This is a genomic window from Curvibacter sp. GW821-FHT09D12, from assembly GCF_059416245.1.
In genome coordinates this window covers 68,308-86,974 of the sequence record NZ_JBWKOU010000020.1, presented here as the reverse complement: position 1 = coordinate 86,974, position 18,667 = coordinate 68,308, and the positions used below count along the sequence as shown (strand labels likewise).

At 64.6% G+C, this 18,667-nt stretch carries 18 protein-coding genes and 2 pseudogenes; 17 read left to right on the top strand and 3 right to left on the bottom strand.

The genetic code is table 11. From position 1 onward, the window contains the following. Positions 1 to 149: pseudogene (locus tag AC07PT_RS24260) on the bottom strand (electron transfer flavoprotein subunit beta/FixA family protein); the annotation flags it as partial. A gap of 477 nt (positions 150 to 626) precedes the next feature. Here AC07PT_RS24260 and AC07PT_RS24255 point away from each other — a divergent pair. From AC07PT_RS24255 to AC07PT_RS24235, 5 genes and pseudogenes are all read left to right on the top strand, one after another. Further along, positions 627 to 2,594, top strand: a complete 1,968-nt coding sequence (locus tag AC07PT_RS24255; protein WP_492349774.1) for a PAS-domain containing protein — start codon at positions 627 to 629, stop codon at positions 2,592 to 2,594. Further along, a complete protein-coding gene (locus AC07PT_RS24250; RefSeq protein WP_494658415.1) occupies positions 2,591 to 3,325 on the top strand; it encodes a response regulator transcription factor in 735 nt (244 codons plus the stop codon). Before AC07PT_RS24255 ends, AC07PT_RS24250 begins: the two co-directional genes overlap by 4 nt. Before the next feature lie 157 nt (positions 3,326 to 3,482). Next, positions 3,483 to 4,094 carry an MFS transporter gene (locus AC07PT_RS24245; protein WP_494658414.1) on the top strand — a complete coding sequence of 204 codons (612 nt, stop codon included), beginning with the start codon at positions 3,483 to 3,485 and terminating at the stop codon, positions 4,092 to 4,094. Next, a pseudogene (locus tag AC07PT_RS24240) lies at positions 4,091 to 4,252 on the top strand (aldo/keto reductase); the annotation flags it as partial. The gene AC07PT_RS24245 and the pseudogene AC07PT_RS24240, both read left to right, overlap by 4 nt. 95 nt (positions 4,253 to 4,347) lie before the next feature. Beyond that, positions 4,348 to 4,827, top strand: a complete 480-nt coding sequence (locus AC07PT_RS24235; RefSeq protein WP_494658413.1) for a (R)-mandelonitrile lyase — start codon at positions 4,348 to 4,350, stop codon at positions 4,825 to 4,827. Positions 4,828 to 4,944: 117 nt separating this feature from the next. On the opposite strand, the gene AC07PT_RS24230 is transcribed toward AC07PT_RS24235, so the two are convergent. Next, entirely contained in the window at positions 4,945 to 5,985 is a 1,041-nt protein-coding gene (locus AC07PT_RS24230; RefSeq protein ID WP_494658412.1) for a LysR family transcriptional regulator, read from the bottom strand. A 143-nt stretch (positions 5,986 to 6,128) separates the two neighbouring features. Between AC07PT_RS24230 and AC07PT_RS24225 the strand changes: the two genes are divergently transcribed. The 12 genes from AC07PT_RS24225 (at position 6,129) to AC07PT_RS24170 (ending at position 17,143) form a co-directional block, all read left to right on the top strand. After that, positions 6,129 to 7,316, top strand: coding sequence for a muconate/chloromuconate family cycloisomerase (locus tag AC07PT_RS24225; RefSeq protein WP_494658411.1), 1,188 nt, complete (start codon positions 6,129 to 6,131; stop codon positions 7,314 to 7,316). 67 nt (positions 7,317 to 7,383) lie between these two features. After that, positions 7,384 to 8,319 carry a catechol 1,2-dioxygenase gene (gene catA / locus AC07PT_RS24220; RefSeq protein ID WP_494658410.1) on the top strand — a complete coding sequence of 312 codons (936 nt, stop codon included), beginning with the start codon at positions 7,384 to 7,386 and terminating at the stop codon, positions 8,317 to 8,319. Between the two features lie 111 nt (positions 8,320 to 8,430). Then, entirely contained in the window at positions 8,431 to 9,795 is a 1,365-nt protein-coding gene (locus AC07PT_RS24215) for a Rieske 2Fe-2S domain-containing protein (protein ID WP_492349781.1), read from the top strand. After that, on the top strand, positions 9,792 to 10,283 hold the full coding sequence (gene benB, locus AC07PT_RS24210) for a benzoate 1,2-dioxygenase small subunit (protein ID WP_492349782.1): 492 nt from the start codon (positions 9,792 to 9,794) through the stop codon (positions 10,281 to 10,283). Before AC07PT_RS24215 ends, benB begins: the two co-directional genes overlap by 4 nt. 15 nt (positions 10,284 to 10,298) lie before the next feature. Beyond that, positions 10,299 to 11,321 (top strand): benzoate 1,2-dioxygenase electron transfer component BenC, encoded by a 1,023-nt coding sequence (gene benC, locus AC07PT_RS24205; protein WP_494658409.1) that lies wholly within the window; start codon positions 10,299 to 10,301, stop codon positions 11,319 to 11,321. After that, positions 11,318 to 12,112: a benzoate diol dehydrogenase BenD gene (gene benD, locus AC07PT_RS24200; protein ID WP_494658408.1), complete on the top strand. Its 795-nt coding sequence runs from the start codon at positions 11,318 to 11,320 to the stop codon at positions 12,110 to 12,112. The genes benC and benD overlap by 4 nt, the downstream gene beginning before the upstream one ends. 29 nt (positions 12,113 to 12,141) lie before the next feature. After that, a complete protein-coding gene (locus AC07PT_RS24195) occupies positions 12,142 to 13,485 on the top strand; it encodes an MFS transporter (protein WP_494658407.1) in 1,344 nt (447 codons plus the stop codon). Between the two features lie 52 nt (positions 13,486 to 13,537). Continuing rightward, a complete protein-coding gene (locus tag AC07PT_RS24190; RefSeq protein ID WP_494658406.1) occupies positions 13,538 to 14,239 on the top strand; it encodes a 3-oxoacid CoA-transferase subunit A in 702 nt (233 codons plus the stop codon). 2 nt (positions 14,240 to 14,241) lie between these two features. Beyond that, positions 14,242 to 14,925, top strand: a complete 684-nt coding sequence (locus tag AC07PT_RS24185; RefSeq protein ID WP_494658405.1) for a 3-oxoacid CoA-transferase subunit B — start codon at positions 14,242 to 14,244, stop codon at positions 14,923 to 14,925. A 113-nt stretch (positions 14,926 to 15,038) separates the two neighbouring features. Beyond that, on the top strand, positions 15,039 to 15,866 hold the full coding sequence (pcaD, locus tag AC07PT_RS24180) for a 3-oxoadipate enol-lactonase (RefSeq protein WP_494658404.1): 828 nt from the start codon (positions 15,039 to 15,041) through the stop codon (positions 15,864 to 15,866). A gap of 16 nt (positions 15,867 to 15,882) precedes the next feature. Next, positions 15,883 to 16,161 (top strand): muconolactone Delta-isomerase, encoded by a 279-nt coding sequence (gene catC / locus AC07PT_RS24175; RefSeq protein ID WP_494658403.1) that lies wholly within the window; start codon positions 15,883 to 15,885, stop codon positions 16,159 to 16,161. Between the two features lies 1 nt (position 16,162). After that, positions 16,163 to 17,143, top strand: coding sequence for a Bug family tripartite tricarboxylate transporter substrate binding protein (locus AC07PT_RS24170; RefSeq protein WP_494658402.1), 981 nt, complete (start codon positions 16,163 to 16,165; stop codon positions 17,141 to 17,143). Positions 17,144 to 17,647: 504 nt separating this feature from the next. Here the strand turns inward: AC07PT_RS24170 and AC07PT_RS24165 are convergent. After that, the gene (locus AC07PT_RS24165) at positions 17,648 to 18,643 is read right to left on the bottom strand and encodes a fumarylacetoacetate hydrolase family protein (RefSeq protein WP_494658416.1); all 996 of its coding nucleotides are present in this window, start codon (positions 18,641 to 18,643) and stop codon (positions 17,648 to 17,650) included. Positions 18,644 to 18,667 lie beyond the last annotated feature (24 nt).

Sequence of the window (18,667 nt, the reverse complement as noted above, 5' to 3'; positions counted from 1 at the left end):
TTCAGGCGCACCGCTTCTTCGACGGCAATCTCGTCAAAGGGGTTCATGCTCATCTTCACGTTGGCAATGTCCACACCGCGCAAGTCCGACTTCACCCGGACCTTCACGTTGTAGTCCACCACGCGTTTGACGGGGACGAGAATCTTCATTTCATGGCTCCTGTTGTTGGGTTTTTTGTGTTCGCTGAACGGGGGCATGGCCTTGGCTTTGCCGTCATGCACCCGCGTGTTGTTCACGTCACAGGCCGTTTGCGGCACGCCCCGGCTTGTTTGAGGTCCACGGACTTGACTGTGTTCGGGGGGGGCACCCTGTGACCAGACCGGACAGGTGCGCAAATAGGTGTGCAAATAGGTGTGCAAATGCGGCGCTGTGGCCACCCGAAACACCGGCAAGCCGCACGATGGCGGATTCGGTGAGGGGCTTGGCGAAGGCGGCCTGCCTGCTCACCTTCGGGTCTTCAATGGGGTGGCCGCGCTGCTCGTTCATGGGTCTCCTGCTTTTGGGCAGGATCTTCACAGAACATGTTTGCAGCAGTTTTGGGCAAATGTGACGAATGTTTGCATGCAAACCCGGCCCCGTGCCTTGCTCCTACAATTCCGCCGGCACGCATTTCAACTGCGCAGGAGATGCTCTTGAGTTCGCTGTTCCCTGTCGAGCCCATCCGCCCTGCGGAACGCTCGACGCCCTTGTATGCCGCTCTGAGCCGGGTCGAGCAAGGTTTCACCCTGGTGGATGATGACCTGCACTTGCTGGCCTGGAATGAGGCCTTTCTGCGTCTGCTGGACCTGCCCCCGGCCCTGGTTCAGCGGGGCAGCCCGCTGGAGGCGGTGATTCGCTTCAACGCGGCCCGACACGATGAGGGGGGTGGCGATGTCGAGGCCCTGATCCAGGAGCGCTTGCGTGTGGCGCGGCGTGGTGAGCCTCATTCGCTGGAACACGTGACGCCTTCAGGCGCCGTGCTGCGGGTCACTGGCGTGAGTGTGCCGGGGCACGGATTTCTGACCGTGTACACCGACGTCACCGAGCAGCGCAGTGCCGAGCAGATGATGCGCGATCAAAACGCATTGCTGGAGACCCGCGTCGCAGAGCGAACCATCGAGCTGCGCCGCAGCGAGGCGCAGATGCGCCTGATCACCGACTCGATCCCTGCGCTGGTGGCGTACTTTGACCAGCATCGCAATTACCGCTTCATCAACCGGGGTTACCAGGATTGGTTTGGCCTGGACCCCAGCCAACCTGAAAAGGTCAGTGCCCGCGAGTTCCTGGGCCTGGAGACCTACACCCAGATCAAACCCAATGTGGCCCAGGCCCTCCAGGGCAGGCCGGTCACGTTCGAGTACCACATCCACACCATTGACGGGCGAACCTTGATGGCCCGGACCACGCTGATCCCCGAGTTGAATGCCGATGCGCAGGTGATCGGCTGTTTCGAATTGACCTTCGACATCACCGAAGAGAGGCGCGCCCAGGAGTTGCTGGTCCAGGCCCAGAAGATGGAGGCCTTGGGGCAACTGACCGGAGGCCTGGCGCACGACTTCAACAACATTCTCATGGTCGTGCTGGGCAACCTCACAGCACTGGCGGAGCAGGCGCCGGCACAGGCCCACGTGGGCGAGTACATCCAGCCAGCCATCGAGGCGGTGCGCCGCGGCACCAAGCTGATCCGGGGCTTGCTGACTTTTTCGCGCAAGCAAGCCATTGAGGCACGGATCGTCGATCTGAACCCCTTGGTGGGTGGGGTGCAAGATCTGGTCAAGCACACCTTGCCCAGCACGCAGCAACTGGTGACCCAGGTGAGCCCGGCGCCGATCATGGTGTCGGTTGATCCCCAGCAGTTGCAGAACTCCTTGTTGAACCTCATCCTCAACGCCCACGATGCCACCGCCGGGCACGGACGCATCGAGGTGCGCAGCACGCACCAGCAACTCGATGGGCTTCAGGCCTCGCATTTGGGGCTGGAGCCTGGTGCCTACGCCTGCCTGCAGGTCAGTGACAACGGCTGTGGCATGGATGCCAGCACCCGGGCCCGCGTGTTCGAGCCCTTCTTCACCACCAAATCGGCAGGGCAGGGCACGGGCCTCGGGCTGTCGATGGTCTACGGCTTTGTGCGGCAAAGTGGTGGCGGCATTGACATCCAGAGCAGTCCTGGCAAAGGCTGCTGTGTCAGCCTCTGGCTGCCGCAGGCACCGCCTGATGCGGTTGCGCAAGCCTTGGACCCCGCGCCGCTCGTGTTGCCGCCGACCCAGGCCGGGTTGGCCTTGCTGGTCGATGATGATGTTCAGGTCCGGGTCACGGTGCGCCGCCTGTTGCTTGACCTGGGCTACGCGGTGCTGGAGGCCGAGAACGGAGCCGAAGCCCGGGACATCCTGGATCAGACGCCCAACATCCATTTGTTGCTGTCCGATATCGTGATGCCCGGGGCCATTGATGGCCGGGAGTTGGCCCGGTATGCCCGACGATCCGGCGAGGTGGCGCACATCCTATTGATGAGCGGGTACGCCGCAGAATCCGAAGGGCCTCTGGACACCCCTTTGTTGGCCAAGCCCTTTGGCAAGGCCGAGCTCAGTGCCGCGTTGCGGGAGATCGGCGCATGACGCGCCCGGTGAAACCAGCATCAGGCAGCCCGACCCAGCCCCTGATCTACGTCATCGAAGACGACGAGGCCGTGGCCCAGATCGTGACCCGCAGCCTGGCCGAGTTCGGCTTTGCCACCGAGTGGTTTCGCAATGGCAGCTCGGTGCTGCGGCGCTTGAAACAGGAATCCGCCGATCTGTGCATCGTCGACCTCGGTTTACCTGACATCGATGGCATCGAGCTGCTGCGACAGATCAGCCTGCAGTCCAGTTGCGGCTTGCTCATCCTGACCGGGCGCGGCCACATGATCGACCGGGTCATGGGGCTGGAGCTGGGTGCCGACGATTACGTGGTCAAGCCCTTCGAGCCGCGCGAGCTGGTGGCCCGGGTGCGCAGCATCCTGCGTCGCCGCCGAGCCCCGTCGCCGGGGGCAGAGTCCGCGCGTCATGCGCACTTTGCAGGCTGGATTTTCGATGCGTCGTCCAACACCCTGACGGGCAGCGATGGCGCCACCCACTTGTTGGGCGTGGCCGAGGCGGAGGTGCTGCGTGCCTTTCTGTTGCGGCCCCACCAGATCCTGAATCGCGAGCATTTGCTGGCCCAGCGCGACCTGTCGCCCGCTGACCGCACCATCGACGTCCGAATCTCGCGCATTCGCAGAAAGCTCGAAGCCGATCCACAGAACCCGAAAATCATCAAGACCGTCTATGGCGCGGGCTACATGCTCATGGCGCAGGTCTGTTGGCGCTGACCGTGTCCGCAGGGGGCGCTTGGTGCCTCAGTGCCGGGCCTTGTCAATGTCTGGCCGGCGCCTTGTTGTCCACCCTGGGCATGCTGGCCCTGGTGTATGGCCTGGTCGAGGGCCGGAGACCACCTGGCTGTCGGCCCACAGCTGGGGTCCGCTGGGTTTGGGGGGGCTGCTGCTGATCGGCTTCATCGTCCATGAGGCCCGTGCCGCAGAACCTCTGTTGCCGCTGCGGCTTTTTGACAGCCGCGTGCGCTCGGGGGCTTATGCTGCCCGGGTCTTGTTCTTGGCCGGCGTGATCGGCTTCTGGTTCTACCTGACCCAATACCTGCAAGGGGTGCTGGGCATGGCGTGGCTGGCGCAGCTCGGTCCCCAGGGCAGCTATCTGGCCAATGTGGCCTGGCCCATGGTGGTGCTGGGGGTGGGCCAGGGGCTGACGCTCAGCCCCTTGACCATCGCCGGAGTGGCCGGCGCGCGAGCCCAGGACGCTGGTGCGGCCTCTGGCCTGGTCAATGCCGCGCACCAGTTGGGCGGCTCGCTCGGCCTGGCTTGGCTGGTCGTGGTGTTTTCGGCCAGCGCCCACCCAGGCACGGGCTCCGTCACGGACAGCAAGGTCGACCTGGCCCATCGGGTGGCCAACTGCCTGGGCAGCAGTGCGGTTTTGCTGGCGCTGTCGCTGGTCACGGTGCTGCTGTTTGTGCTTCAAAAGCGCGCCGCCAGGGGCCCTGACCCGGTGGTACTGACATCGCACGGCTTCAGAAAGGACGCCTCATGAAACAAGGTCAATCGGGCCGCAGTGGCCTTCAAGTCTCGGCCCTTGGCCTGGGCTGCATGGGCCACGGCGACGGACCCGGTGTCGATCGCGTGACTGCCGTGCAACTGATCCGGCAGGCGATCGAGCGTGGCGTGACCTTCTCCGACACCGCCGAGGTGCTGGAACGCATTCCTGTGCAGGGCGCCCGTTATCCTGTGCAACTGGCCGCTCGTGTCGGGCGTTGATCACCTCCAACCCTTTCAAGGAACACCCCATGAACCCTCTCTTCACCGCTGGCGGCCTGCCCCAGGCCGCGCCCGATACGGCCTTGGCCGCCGACACCGGTCTGCAGATCACCCGAGCGGGCCACCGGCCTGTCAATGCGGCCCCTGAGCAGTACTTCACTGGCCGTGTCAGCGTCGAGATGCTGCAAGTGCCCAGTGGCGAAGAGCGCAGTTCGGCCGGCGCGGTCACTTTCAATCCCGGCGCTCGCACCCACTGGCACAGCCACCCGCTGGGCCAGACCTTGATCGTCACGGCCGGCGTCGGCCGCATCCAGCGCTGGGGTGGCCCGGTGGAAGAGATCCGCGTCGGTGACGTGGTGCACATCCCGCCCCATGCCAAGCATTGGCATGGGGCGGCCTCCGACAGCGCCATGACCCACACGGCGATCACCGAGGTCCTGAACGGCAGTGCCGCCGACTGGCTGGAGGCCGTGACCGACGCGCAATATCAGCAGCGCCCGGCATCCTGAGCCAGGCTGCTTTCAGGGCCTGCTTTCTGAAAAAAATCGATGATGAAGATGAGGAGCCCAGCCGGCAGCGTCATCGCCGGCAGCGACTTTTTGATGGATGGCGGCGTGAACGGCGGCCTAGCGCTTTGGATCGCTGACGCCCGCTGCCTGATCCTGCCCGTGGGCTTGGCTGCCGCGGTCTTGCTTGAGCGTGGCGCTATCCTGGTCGAGCTTCAGCTCGCCACCGGTTGTCAGATCCGATGGAAAGGCGTTGGTCTGAAAGTCCAGCCAGGGCGGGTTTTGGGCGTACATCTCCGCGATGAGCTGCTTGACGGCCCCGATGTACCACGAGTCATCGTTGAGGCGATGGCTCAGGATGATGGGCGAGGTGGCGGTCTCGTCGGCGATCAGCCGATAGACCAGATCAGAGCGCAGGCGCGCCGCCGCCGGCACAATGCACAAGCCCACCTCGGCCGCGACCAGGCCCAGTGCGGTGTGTAGCTCTCGCACTTCGTGCACCTCGGCCAGCTTCACGCCTTTCTCGTGCAACAGGCCCAGCACATGGTCTGCAAAACTGGGGCGGGGCTCTTTGGGGAACACCAGCATGGGCAGGCCATCGAGCTCATGAAGCGGGACTGGCCCGCTCTCGGCGGCCAGCGGCCAGGCCGGCGGGATGGCCAGCACCAGCCGTTCCTCGCGCAGCACCCTGCGTGCCACCGAGGTGTCATGGCTGCGCAGGCGCCCCAGCCCCAGGTCGATGCGGCCCGACTTGAGTTCGCTGATCTGCTGGATCGAGCCCAGGTCGACCAGATGCACATCGGTGTCGGGGTAGCGGCGGCGAAAGATCCGCACCAGCATCGGCAGACCGCCGTACAGCGTGGTTGGCACGTAGCCGATCGTGATCGACTGTCGGTGGTCGCGCCCGGCCTGCCGTGCCGTGCTTTTCATCTGATCGACCCGGTGCAGCACCTGCAGCGACTGTTCGTAGAACAACCTGCCCGCCTCGGTGAGCCGCAACGGACGGCTGTTGCGCTGGATGAGTTGGACGCCCAGTTCCTCTTCAAGCTGCTGGATCTGCCGGCTCAACGGTGGCTGAGCGATGTGCATCTGCTCGGCCGCACGTGTGAAGTTGCGGGTGGTGGCCACCGCCACAAAATACCTGAGTTGGCGCAGATCCATAGGGGAAAACCATAGCCGGTTGGGATACTGTTGATGTAAGTGCTTGTTTTTCAACAAAAAGCATGGTGATCATACCTAATAGGTATCGTATTAGATGAATATGGTGTTGGCCGTGAGCGGCCTGTTTCCGTCCAATACGGGCTATGCAAAACACCGCCCGCCCAACAGCCGCCGCCGGCCCCGTGGTCATCGAACGTGTCGAGACGATGCTGGTCGATCTGCCCACGATCCGTCCTCACAAACTGTCGATGGCCGTCATGAACGGCCAGACGCTGATGCTGGTACGCATCCGCTGCTCGGATGGCACGGTGGGCATCGGCGAAGGCACCACCATCGGAGGTCTGGCCTATGGCGCCGAGTCGCCCGAGGGGATGAAGCTGGCCATCGACACCTACTTTGCACCCCAGCTCATCGGTGCCGATGCCAACCGCGTGGCCGCCTTGATGGCCCGCCTGAACGTCGCCATCCGCGACAACCGATTTGCCAAGTGTGCGGTCGAGACCGCGCTGTTCGACGCGTTGGGCCACCGCACCGGCCTGCCGGTGTCAGAACTGCTGGGCGGCCGCCTGCGGGATCGCCTGCCGGTGGCCTGGACCCTGGCCTCTGGCGACACCGGTCGTGACATCGACGAAGCGCAGCGCATGCTGCAACTGCGCCGGCATCAGATTTTCAAGCTCAAGATCGGCCGCCGTCCGGTGCGCGAAGACGTTGCGCACGTTGCCGCGATCAAGAAGGCGCTGGGCGACCAGGCCTCGGTGCGCGTGGACGTGAACATGGCCTGGAGCGAGCTGGACGCCCAGCATGGTCTGGCAGGCCTGGTCGATGCGGGCTGTGAGCTGGTCGAGCAGCCGGTGGCCAGCGTGGATGCCCTGGCTCGCCTCACAGGCAAGTACCCGATCGCGTTGATGGCCGATGAATCCCTGATGGGGCCGGAGACCGCCTTTGCTCTGGCCCGCGTGGCCGGTGCCAATGTTTTCGCCATCAAGATCGAGCAGTCCGGCGGGCTGCAGGCGGCCCAGCATGTGGCAGCGATTGCCGAGGCGGCCCACATTGACCTGTACGGCGGCACCATGCTGGAAGGCGCCGTGGGCACGATGGCCTCGGCCCATGTGTTCTCCACCTTCCGCGAGCTGCGCTGGGGCACCGAACTGTTCGGCCCCCTGCTGCTGACCGAGGAGATCCTGGCCCAGCCGCTCGAGTACCAGGATTTCCACCTCACCGTGCCTGCGCTGCCCGGGCTGGGCATCGCGTTGGACGAGGATCGTGTCCAGCACTTCCGCCGCGACCGGACCCGCACAACGGTCGGCCCTGCTGCCGCGCCGCTGAGCTGACGGGACCTGGCGCCCCAGAGCGCGGCCCACCTGACCCCTTTCAAACCCCTACCCAACGGAGACTGCGATGAGTGTTCAAATTTTCAAAACCCAGGAAGTTCAGAATTTCCTGCGCCTGGCCAGCGGCCTGGACCAGAACGGCGGCAACCCCCGCACCAAGCGAATCGTGTTCCGCATCCTTTCTGACCTGTTCAAGGCCATCGAAGACCTGGACATCACCTCGGACGAATACTGGGCCGGCATGGCCTACCTGAATCAGCTTGGCGCACGCGGCGAGGCCGGTCTGCTGTCGCCCGGCCTGGGGCTGGACCGCTACTTTGACATGCGCATGGATGCAGAAGATGCCGCACTGGGCGTCGAGAATGGCACGCCGCGGACCATCGAGGGCCCGCTGTACGTGGCTGGCGCTCCGGTGGAAAAGGGCTTTGCCCGCCTCGATGACGGCAGCGATGCCAAGGGCCACACTCTGATCATGCACGGCACGGTCTACGGCGCCGACGGCCAGCCGGTGTCCAATGCCACGGTCGAGGTCTGGCACGCCAATACCAAGGGCTTCTATTCGCACTTTGATCCCACTGGCGAGCAGCGCCCGTTCAACATGCGCCGCACCATCGTCACCGATGCACAGGGCCGCTACAAATTTCAGAGCATCGTGCCCGTGGGTTACGGCTGCCCACCTGATGGCCCGACGCAGGCCCTGCTGAACCAGCTGGGCCGTCACGGCAATCGACCGGCGCACATCCACTTCTTCGTCACGGCCGAAGGTCATCGCAAGCTGACCACGCAAATCAACATCGACGGTGATCCGCTGGTCTTCGATGACTTTGCTTACGCCACCCGCGAAGGCCTGGTTCCTCCGCTGGTCGAGCGCACGGATGCGGCCAGCATCCAGGCAGAAGGGCTGAACGGCCCCTTCGCCGAGATCGTCTTTGACATCCGCCTCAGCGCGCTGGTCCAAGGCGTTGACAACCAGATCGTCGACCGCCCCCGCCTGGCCGCCTGAGCGTGATCGTGCTGCGGTGCAGGCCACCGCCGCAGCAGTCACTCCCACATCCCCTGCTGCAAGCCGCGACGCTCGTCGTGGGGGATGACCTCACCCCAAAGAAACCTAGCCATGAACACGAGCACAAGCCCCGACAAGTACGGCGACGTTGAAAAGCTGCTGGACAACGCCTTGCAGGAAGATCGAGATGCCGGCGTCTTCCGTTGCCGTCGCGACATCTTCACCGACCCTGCGCTTTTCGAGCTGGAGATGAAGCACATCTTCGAGAGCAACTGGGTCTACCTGGCTCATGAGAGCCAGATCCCCGAGATCAACGACTACTTCACGACCACCATCGGTCGCCAGCCTATCGTCATCACGCGTGGCAAGGATGGCCAGCTCAATGCCGTGATCAATGCCTGTGCGCACCGCGGTGCGATGCTGTGCCGCAAAAAGCACGGCAACAAGGGCAGCTTCACCTGCCCCTTCCATGGCTGGACCTTCAACAACACCGGCAAGCTGCTCAAGGTCAAGGACGAAAAGACCACCGAGTACCCGGTGCAGTTCAACCAGCAAGGCTCGCACGACCTGAAAAAGGTCGCGCGCTTCGAGAGCTACAAGGGCTTTCTGTTTGGCAGCCTGAACGCCGATGTGCCTTCGCTGGATGACTACCTGGGCGAGACCAAGGTCATCATCGACCAGATCGTCGACCAGGCGCCCGAGGGCCTGGAGGTGCTGCGCGGCAACTCCAGCTATACCTACGACGGCAACTGGAAGCTGCAGATGGAAAACGGCAGTGACGGCTACCACGTCAGCTCCGTGCACTGGAACTACGCGGCCACCATGGGCCGTCGCGCCGACGGCGGCACCAAGGCGGTCGACGCCAATGGCTGGAGCAAGAGCGTGGGCGGTGTCTACGGTTTCGAGAACGGCCACATCCTGCTGTGGACCCAAACCATGAACCCCGAGGTGCGCCCGGTCTACAACCGCCGCGAGGAGCTTCAACAGCGCCTGGGCGAGAGCCGGGCCGAGTTCATCGTCAGCCAGACGCGCAATCTGTGCCTGTACCCCAATGTGTACCTGATGGACCAGTTCTCCACGCAGATCCGCGTGACGCGCCCCATCAGCGTCGACAAGACCGAGGTCACCATCTATTGCTTTGGCCCCAAGGGTGAGAGCGCCGAGGACCGTGCATTGCGCATCCGCCAGTACGAGGACTTTTTCAACGTGTCCGGCATGGGCACGGCCGATGATCTGGAGGAGTTCCGATCCTGCCAGACCGGCTATGCAGGCAAGGCAGCCCCCTGGAACGACCTGAGTCGCGGTGCCCCCTTGTGGGTGGCCGGCCCGGATGAGAACGCCAGCAAGATGGGCATGAAGCCGCTGATCAGTGGTGAGCGCAGCGAAGACGAAGGCCTGTTCGTGTGCCAGCACGAGTATTGGGCCAAGACCATGAAAAAAGGGCTGCAACAGGAACGTGAAGGAGCTCAGTCATGATCGCGAACTACGCAGACATCTGCACCTTTCTGTACCGCGAGGCCAGGCACCTGGATGACCGCGAGTTCGATGCCTGGCTGGCCTTGTATGCCCCGGACGTGACGTACTGGATGCCGGCCTGGGACGACGATGACCAACTCACCGACGACCCGCAAAGCCAGATCTCGCTGATCTACTACCCGAACCGCAACGGGCTTGAAGACCGGGTCTTTCGCATCAAGACCGAGCGCTCCAGCGCCTCCATGCCCGAGCCGCGCACCAGCCACATGCTCACCAATGTGGAGGTGCTCGAAGACCGGGGTGGGGCCGTGGACATCCGCTACAACTTCCACACGCTCAGCCACCGCTACAAGTCGACCGACCACTACTTCGGCACGATCTACGCGACCCTGCGCCAGGGCGGTGACGCCGGCTACCTGATTGAGCGCAAGAAGATCGTGCTGAAGAACGACTACATCAGCCAGGTCGTCGACATCTATCACATCTGAGAGGCGGGAACCCACATGACCCACAACTACCGCATCGCCTTGAACTTCGAGGATGGGGTGACCCGCTTCGTGGAGTGCGGCGCCCAAGAGAAGGTGCTGGACGCCGCCTTTCGCCATCGCATCAACCTGCCCATGGATTGCTCCGACGGCGTGTGCGGAACCTGCAAGTGCCGCGCGGAAGCGGGCAGCTATGAGCTCGGCGACGACTACATCGAAGAAGCGTTGACACAGGACGAGGCCGACGAGGGCCTGGTGCTGACCTGCCAGATGGTTCCGACGTCGGACTGCGTGATCGCCGTGCCCGTGCCATCGACAGCCTGCAAGACCGGCACCGCTCGATTCGCTGCCACGGTGAGCGGGGTCACGTCCTTTGGTGACGCCGCCTACGAACTGGTGCTGGATGTCGCCTCTGATGCCCCGGCCTTTCTGCCGGGGCAGTACGTCAACATCGAGGTGCCCGGCAGTGGCCAGCACCGCGCGTATTCCTTCAGTTCTGCGCCAGGGCATCAGCGCCTGAGCTTCATGATCAAACAGGTGCCTGCGGGTTTGATGAGCGGCTGGCTCGAGGCGGCCCAGGCAGGGCAGGCGCTGCAGCTGAGCGGCCCGTTGGGCAGCTTCTACCTGCGCGCCGTGACCCGGCCTTTGCTGTTCCTGGCCGGCGGCACCGGGTTGGCGCCTTTCCTGTCCATGCTCGAGGTGCTGGCACAGCAGGGCACCCAGCAAGCCGTGCACCTGATCTATGGCGTCACGCGCGACCAGGACCTGGTCATGGTGGATCGGCTCGTCGAGTACGCGCGGCGCATCCCGGGGTTCACCTTCGGCACCTGTGTGGCGGACCCGCAGACCCGACACGAGCGCCAGGGCTATGTGACCCAGCACATGCCGGCGCAGGCACTGCACGGCGGCAATGTCGATGTCTACCTGTGCGGCCCACCACCGATGGTGGAGGCGGTGCAGAAGCACTTCAGGGCCGAGGCCATCGAGCCCGCCAGCTTCCACTATGAGAAGTTCACCCCCAACCAGACGGTGGCCGCATGAGCAAGACGCAACGCTTTCAAGACAAGGTGGTGCTGGTGACCGGCGCGGCCCAGGGCATCGGACGTGGTGTCGCGCTGCGCATTGCGGCCGAGGGCGCCCAGGTGCTGGCGGTGGACCGCTCCGACATCGTCGATGAGGTGGTGGCGCAGATCCGCGCAGCCGGCGGGGTGGTTGCCTCGGCCCAGGCCGACCTCGAAACCTATGCCGGTGCGCAGCACGCGGTGGCGCAATGTCTGGCCCATTTCGGTCGCGTCGATGTGTTGATCAACAACGTGGGTGGCACGATCTGGGCCAAGCCTTACGAGCACTACGAAGAGCAGCAGATCGAAGCGGAGATCCGCCGTTCGCTGTTTCCAACCCTGTGGTGCTGCCGGGCGGTCTTGCCTCACATGGTGGAGCGCCGGCAGGGCGTGATCGTCAACGTGTCCTCTGTGGCCACGCGGGGCGTTCATCGTGTGCCGTACTCGGCTGCCAAGGGGGGCGTGAACGCCTTGACGGCCTCCCTGGCGATGGAGCACACCCGGCACGGTATCCGCATCAACGCCACGGCCCCGGGCGGCACCGAAGCCCCACCACGGCGCGTGCCTCGCAACCAGGCGGCTCCCAGCCAGCCCACGGCCACCGAGGCGGCCTGGTACCAGGGAGTCATCGATCAGACCAAGGAATCGAGCCTCATGCACCGCTACGGGACCATCGACGAACAGGTCGCCCCGATCCTGTTCTTGGCGTCCGACGAGTCTTCTTACATCACTGGCTCGGTCTTGGCTGTGGCCGGCGGCGACCAGGGCTGACCCCCACAACAACAAAACGGAGACAACCCATGAGACACATCGACCTGCACAAGCTGGCAGACGAGGCCAGATTCAGCGGATTCCACCGGGGCGTGCTGCTCTGGTGCGCCTTGATCATCATCTTTGACGGCTACGACCTGGCCGTGGCGGGCATTGCCTTGCCCTCGATCATGAAACAGATGGGCGTGAGCCCCACCAACGCGGGCTTCATGGTCAGCTCAGCCCTGTTCGGCATGATGTTCGGCGCCATCTTCCTGGGCACTGTTGCCGATCGCATCGGGCGCCGGATGGCGATTGCGATCTGCATCGCCCTGTTCAGCGTGTTCACCGCAGCGGCGGGCTTCAGCAGTGATCCGGTGACCTTCAGCGTCATGCGCTTTCTGGCGGGGCTGGGCATTGGGGGCGTGATGCCGAACGTGGTGGCGCAGATGACAGAGTACGCACCCCGCAAGGTCCGCAGCACGATGGTCACGCTGATGTTCAGCGGTTACGCCGTGGGCGGCATGCTGGCGGCTGTGGTGGGCAAGGGGCTGATCGAGAGCTATGGTTGGCCCTCGGTGTTCCTGGCCGCGGGCCTGCCGGTGCTGCTGATCCCGGTGGTCTTGAAGGCCATGCCCGAGTCCATGCCCTTTCTCATCAAAACCCAGCAGGTGGCCCGGCTGCAGGCCATCGCCGTGAAGCTCGATCCGGCCTTCCGGCCGCAGCCGGGTGATTGCTTCGACTTGCCGCAGCAAGACCGCGATGCGAGTGCCCCCATTGGCAAGCTGTTCCAAGAGGGCCGTGGCTTCAGCACCGTGATGTTCTGGGTGGCCTTTTTCATGTGCCTGTTCATGGTCTACGCCCTGAGCTCATGGCTGACCAAGTTGATGGCGGGGGCTGGCTACACCCTGGGTTCGGCGCTGACCTTTGTGCTGGTGCTGAACTTCGGCGGCATGTTCGGCGCCATCGGTGGCGGCTGGCTGGCCGACCGCTTTCCCATCAAGTACGTGCTGGTCGGCATGTACCTGCTGGCCGCGGTGTCGATCACCCTGCTGGGCTATCCGGTGCCCACTTCGGTGTTGTTTGTTCTGGTCTGCTTGGCCGGCGCTTCGACCATCGGCACCCAGATCGTGACCTATGCCTACGTCGGTCAGTACTACCCCATGGCTGTGCGTTCCACCGGCATCGGCTGGGCCTCGGGTGTCGGGCGCAGCGGTGCCATCCTGGCCCCGATCGTCATCGGCAGCCTGGTGGCCATGGCCTTGCCGCTGGAGAAGAACTTTCTGGCCATCGCCTTGCCGGCCGTGATCGCTGCGGTGGCCGTGTTCTGCATCCAGCACAGCCGTGCTGCGCAAGCCAAGGCCGTAACGGCCTCTGGCGTGGCGCTGAACTGAGCCCACGCTTTGCCGCGACCTCTCCCATCCTTGCTTTGAAAGACAGATTTTCATGATCAACAAAATCGCCAACTCGGTGGCCGAGGCGATGGCCGGCATCCCCGACGGGGCCACCATCCTGATCGGGGGCTTCGGCACGGCCGGCATTCCCAATGAGTTGATCGAGGGCCTGATTGAGCAAGGTGCACGCGATCTCACAGTGGTCAACAACAACGCCGGCAACGGCGAGACCGGTCTGGCCGCGTTGCTCAAGACCGGGCGGGTGCGCAAGATCATCTGCAGCTTTCCGCGGCAGGCGGACAGCCAGGTCTTCGATGGCCTGTACCGGGCCGGCCAGCTGGAGCTAGAACTTGTTCCGCAGGGCAATCTGGCAGAACGCATCCGTGCGGCCGGTGCGGGCATCGGGGCCTTCTTTTGCCCCACCGGCTTCGGCACCGAATTGGCGGGCGACCGGGAAACGCGCGAGATCGATGGCATACACCATGTGCTCGAGTACCCGATCCGGGGTGATGTGGCTTTGATCAAGGCCGAGGCGGGTGACCGCTGGGGCAACCTGGTGTATCGCCAGGCCGCGCGCAACTTCGGCCCCGTGATGGCCATGGCGGCACGCCGCACCATTGCCACGGTGCACGAGATCGTGGAACTGGGCCAACTGGACCCCGAGACCATCGTCACGCCCGGGATCTTCGTCAACAAGATCGTGCAGATCGACCGCGTTGCCACGCAGGCTGGCGGCTTCAAGAAGGCAGCATGAACATGGACTACCAAGCTCGCACCAAGGATCAGCTCGCAGCGCGGGTCGCCCATGACATCTTCGACGGCGCCTATGTCAACCTGGGCATCGGCATGCCAACCCAAGTGGCCAATCACCTGCCCGCAGGTGTCGAGGTGGTGCTGCACAGCGAGAACGGCATCCTGGGCATGGGCCCGGCACCGGCCCCTGGTCAGGAGGACTACGACCTCATCAACGCCGGCAAGCAGCCGGTCACCCTGCTGCCGGGCGGCGCCTTCTTTCACCATGCCGACAGCTTTGCCATGATGCGTGGCGGCCACCTCGACATCTGTGTGCTGGGCGCCTTCCAGGTGTCGGCCACGGGCGACCTGGCCAACTGGAGCACCGGCGAGCCGGGCGCCATCCCTGCCGTGGGCGGCGCCATGGACCTGGCCATCGGCGCCAAGCAGACCTGGGTCATGATGGACCTGCTCACCAAGCACCAGAAAAGCAAGCTGGTCGCGCAGTGCAGTTACCCCCTGACGGGGCTGGCCTGCGTGAAGCGTGTCTACACCGACCTCGCGACGTTGGCCTGTACACCCCATGGGTTGCAGCTGATCGACGCCGTCGAGGGGCTCAGCCGGGAGGCGCTGGAAAACATCGTGGGCCTGCCCATTGCCCCCTGCGCGCCCAGCCCGGCCTCAGTCGGTGGAACGGCCCATGACTGAGCCTGTGTTCAATGGCGACACTGTCCGCCTGCCTTTCGGCCGGCACGGCGGTGTGCTGTCTTGCATTCAATCGATGTTTGAACGTGTCTGAACGTGTTTGAAGGATGAAGTCCATGTCCCCACCAAGCCCCTCCATTCCCACGCCCTTGGTCACATCCCGCGGCACGTTCCGCGTCTGCGTCGATGGGGATGCCGCTGCGCCTGCTTTGATCCTCTCCAATTCGCTGGGGACCACCCTGGAGATGTGGGACCCGCAGGTCGAGGCGCTGTCAAAAAGCCACCGCCTGATCCGCTACGACACACGAGGACACGGTGGCAGCCCGATCACGCCCGGGTCCTTCAGCTTCGAGGACCTGGGGCTGGACGTGTTGGCCGTGCTTGACGCCCTGAACATCGAGCAGGCCGCGTTCTGTGGCATCTCCATGGGGGGGCATACCGGGCTTTGGCTGGGCGCCCATGCGGGCCAGCGGTTCAACGGCATTGCGGTCTGCAACAGTGCGGCCCGGATCGGTTCGGCGCAGGGCTGGCATGAGCGCGCCAAGGCGGTGCGTGAAGGCGGCAAACCCGCCCTGTTGGCCCTGGCCGAGTCTGCGCCGGGCCGCTGGTTCAGCGCTGAGTTTGTTCGGGCGCATCCGGCCGTCGTGCAACGTGCCCAATCCTGGATGGCCGGCATCGCGCCGCAAGGCTATGCAGCGTGTTGCGAGGCCCTGGCCACGTCCGATCTGCGCGCCGACCTGCATCGAATCACCACACCCACCCTGTTGCTGGCGGGCTCATCCGACCCGGTCACGACCGTGGCCGATGCACAGGCCATGCAAGCGGCCATTGCCGGCGCTGGGCTGGCGGTGGTGCCCGCGTCTCACCTTTCCAACCTCGAAGCACCGCAGGCATTCAATCAAGCGGTTCTTCAGTTTCTTGCAACCCTGGAACAAGCTTCCTGATCTTTGAGGAAAACCGATGCTGTATCTGGTTCACATGGTCGTCGACATTCCTTCGACGCTTGCGCCTGAAGAGGCCGCCCGCATCAAGGCCGACGAAAAGGCCTACTCACAGCAGCTTCAGCGCTCCGGCCAATGGCCTCACCTCTGGCGTGTGGTGGGCGAGTACGCCAACTACAGCGTGTTCGACGTCGCCAGCAACGACGAGTTGCATGACATCTTGAGCCAGCTGCCGCTGTTTCCTTTCATGAAGATCACGGTCACGGCGCTGGCCAAGCATCCGTCGTCGATTGCCTGACATGGCCATGAACCGAAGAACGCTGGCCATGCTGACCGCAGGCCTCATGCTGCCCTGGGGCACGCAAGCCCAGACCGAAGCCCGATGGCCCAACAAGCCCGTGAAGTGGGTGGTGCCGTTCCCGCCGGGTGGGGCGATGGACGTCATCGCTCGTACCCTCGGCGATCGCCTTGCCCAGGACCTCGGGCAGGCCTTTGTGATCGAGAACCGACCTGGCGCCGGGGGCAACATCGGCGCTGACTATGTGGCCAAGCAGCCTGCAGATGGCCACACGATCATGATCACCTCGATCGGCATGGCGACCAACAAGGCCTTGTACCCCAAGCTCAGCTACGACCCGGTGAAAGACTTCACGCCGGTCAGCCTGCTCGCTGTGGTGCCGAACGTGCTGGTGGTCAATCCCGCCCGCAGCAGCGACAAGTCGGTCAAGGACGTGCTGGCCCACGCCAGGCAAGCGCCCGGCCAGCTGACGTATGCGTCCGCCGGCAACGGCACGTCCATCCATCTGGCCGGCGAAGTGTTTGCGTCCATGGCTCAGCTGAAACTGCTCCACATCCCCTACAAGGGCAGTGGCCCGGCCGTGACCGACATGCTCGGTGGGCAGGTCGATCTCATGTTTGACAGCATCACCTCCGCGCGGCCCCACATCCAGTCGGGCAAGTTGAAGGCGCTGGGCGTGACCTCGGCGCGGCGTTCATCGGCCTTGCCCGAAGTGCCCACCATCGCGGAAGCCGGCGTGCCGGGCTACGAGGTGTCACCCTGGTTTGCCGTGTTTGCGCCTGCAGGGACGCCCCCAGACGTGGTGGCCAGGCTGAACAAGGCACTGATCACCGCCATGCGTCAGCCCGAGATCGTCCGCAAGCTCGAAAGCGTGGGGGCTGAACCGATCGGTTCGACACCTCAGGCGCTGGCTGAGCACCTGAACAAGGAGCTGCTGCGTTGGGGCGCGCTCATCCAGGAGCGGGGTATCCGGTTGGACTGAGTGCGCGCCCGGCCCAGGCCCTCAGCGGATCGCCACCGGGTTCACCACCGCCTGCACGCCACCTGCGTCACGTGGGGTGCCCAGCACGAACATGAACTCCGGACCTGGTCGCGTACCAGTTCATCGGTGCGCCCGAATTCCAGGAGGCAGGTGCCGTTGCGGGCCCACAAGGGCTGGTTCAGAGGCGTCGATGAGCCACGCTCGTATCCATGGGTGAAGTACCGATCGCCATCAATTCATCGCGGAGTCTGCCTCGCTCCAAGGTCGCGGATCGCACACGGTCGTGTGCCGACATGACAGGCACAAGGATTCCTTTGGTCGGCTGTCATACCGCATCACCGCAGGAGACGACATGGATTGATCGCCTTCGTTGCAGCGAATGGCTTGCCTGGTTCGACGGTGCATGGGTGCTGGGCCTGAGCCGCGCCTGGCCTGCCGCCTCAAGCGGGGCGGTCTGTTGCAAGGCTTGGTGTGAGGCGTGACCCCGGGCGGACGGTGCCCGCCTCAAGCCGGCGGTCGCACCTGGACCGTCTGGTCGATGGCTCCGAACACCGAAATACCGTGCGTATCCTGCACCTCGATGCGCACGCGGTCGCCGTGGCGCAGGTAGGGGTGCAGCCCGACCTCGGGGGTGCCCGCCAGCATCTGGCGCACCCGTGCCTCGGTGATGCACGCATTGCCGGTCTCGGGGGCTGCATTGCTGATGGTGCCGGCGCCGATGATGCTGCCCGCGCCCAGGGCCCGGGTGCGGGCCAGGTGGGCCATGATCTGGCCGAAATGGAACACCGTCTCTTCGCCCGCATCGGGTTGCCCGAACCATTGGCCATTGAGCTCGATGTGCACCGGTAGGTGCAGCATGCCACCCTGCCAGGCCGTGCCCAAGGCCGCCGGCGTGACCGCGACCGGTGCGAAGCTGGTGGCCGGCTTGCTCTGGTAGAAGCCAAAGCCGCGGGCCAGCTCGGCCGGGATCAGGCCGCGCAGCGACACGTCGTTGAGCAGCACCACCAGGGCGATGTGTTGCAGGGCCTGTTCGGGGCTGACCCCCATCGGCACGTCGGTGGTGATGACGGCGATCTCGGCCTCCAGGTCGATGCCATGGGCCTCATCGCACGCCACGATGGCTTCGGCGCCCGACAACATCACGTCCGAGCCGCCCTGGTAGACCAGGGGCTCGTCTTCGTAGCGCGGCGGGATGGGCTCCTGCCGCCATTGGTAGATCAGGCGGGCGTGGTTGCGGTATACCGAGGCGTCGGCCCATTGGTAGGCCCGGGGCAATGGGGCCAGGCATTGCTGCGGCTCCAAGGCCGTGCAGCCCTGCCAACCTGAGGCATCCAGGCTGTGGGAGCGCCGGGCCAGGGCCGGGGCCAGCGCTGCCCAGTCGTCCAGCAGGGCTTGCAGGGTGGGGGCGGCGGGGCCGGCCGGGGCCCAACGTTGGCGTGAGGGGCTGACCAGCATCAGTTCGCCATCGCGGCGGCCGTTGTGGCGCGTGGCCAGTCGCAGATCGTGTTGGGGCATGGTGTGTGT

Bases quoted from the DNA above. Each gene is read 5' to 3' on its own strand.
- AC07PT_RS24255 (WP_492349774.1), top strand. From the start codon at position 627: ATGCTCTTGAGTTCGCTGTTCCCTGTCGAGCCCATCCGCCCTGCGGAA.
- AC07PT_RS24250 (WP_494658415.1), top strand. From the start codon at position 2,591: ATGACGCGCCCGGTGAAACCAGCATCAGGCAGCCCGACCCAGCCCCTG.
- AC07PT_RS24235 (WP_494658413.1), top strand. From the start codon at position 4,348: ATGAACCCTCTCTTCACCGCTGGCGGCCTGCCCCAGGCCGCGCCCGAT.
- AC07PT_RS24230 (WP_494658412.1), bottom strand. From the start codon at position 5,985: ATGGATCTGCGCCAACTCAGGTATTTTGTGGCGGTGGCCACCACCCGC.
- AC07PT_RS24225 (WP_494658411.1), top strand. From the start codon at position 6,129: ATGCAAAACACCGCCCGCCCAACAGCCGCCGCCGGCCCCGTGGTCATC.
- catA (WP_494658410.1), top strand. From the start codon at position 7,384: ATGAGTGTTCAAATTTTCAAAACCCAGGAAGTTCAGAATTTCCTGCGC.
- AC07PT_RS24215 (WP_492349781.1), top strand. From the start codon at position 8,431: ATGAACACGAGCACAAGCCCCGACAAGTACGGCGACGTTGAAAAGCTG.
- benB (WP_492349782.1), top strand. From the start codon at position 9,792: ATGATCGCGAACTACGCAGACATCTGCACCTTTCTGTACCGCGAGGCC.
- benC (WP_494658409.1), top strand. From the start codon at position 10,299: ATGACCCACAACTACCGCATCGCCTTGAACTTCGAGGATGGGGTGACC.
- benD (WP_494658408.1), top strand. From the start codon at position 11,318: ATGAGCAAGACGCAACGCTTTCAAGACAAGGTGGTGCTGGTGACCGGC.
- AC07PT_RS24195 (WP_494658407.1), top strand. From the start codon at position 12,142: ATGAGACACATCGACCTGCACAAGCTGGCAGACGAGGCCAGATTCAGC.
- AC07PT_RS24190 (WP_494658406.1), top strand. From the start codon at position 13,538: ATGATCAACAAAATCGCCAACTCGGTGGCCGAGGCGATGGCCGGCATC.
- AC07PT_RS24185 (WP_494658405.1), top strand. From the start codon at position 14,242: ATGGACTACCAAGCTCGCACCAAGGATCAGCTCGCAGCGCGGGTCGCC.
- pcaD (WP_494658404.1), top strand. From the start codon at position 15,039: ATGTCCCCACCAAGCCCCTCCATTCCCACGCCCTTGGTCACATCCCGC.
- catC (WP_494658403.1), top strand. From the start codon at position 15,883: ATGCTGTATCTGGTTCACATGGTCGTCGACATTCCTTCGACGCTTGCG.
- AC07PT_RS24170 (WP_494658402.1), top strand. From the start codon at position 16,163: ATGGCCATGAACCGAAGAACGCTGGCCATGCTGACCGCAGGCCTCATG.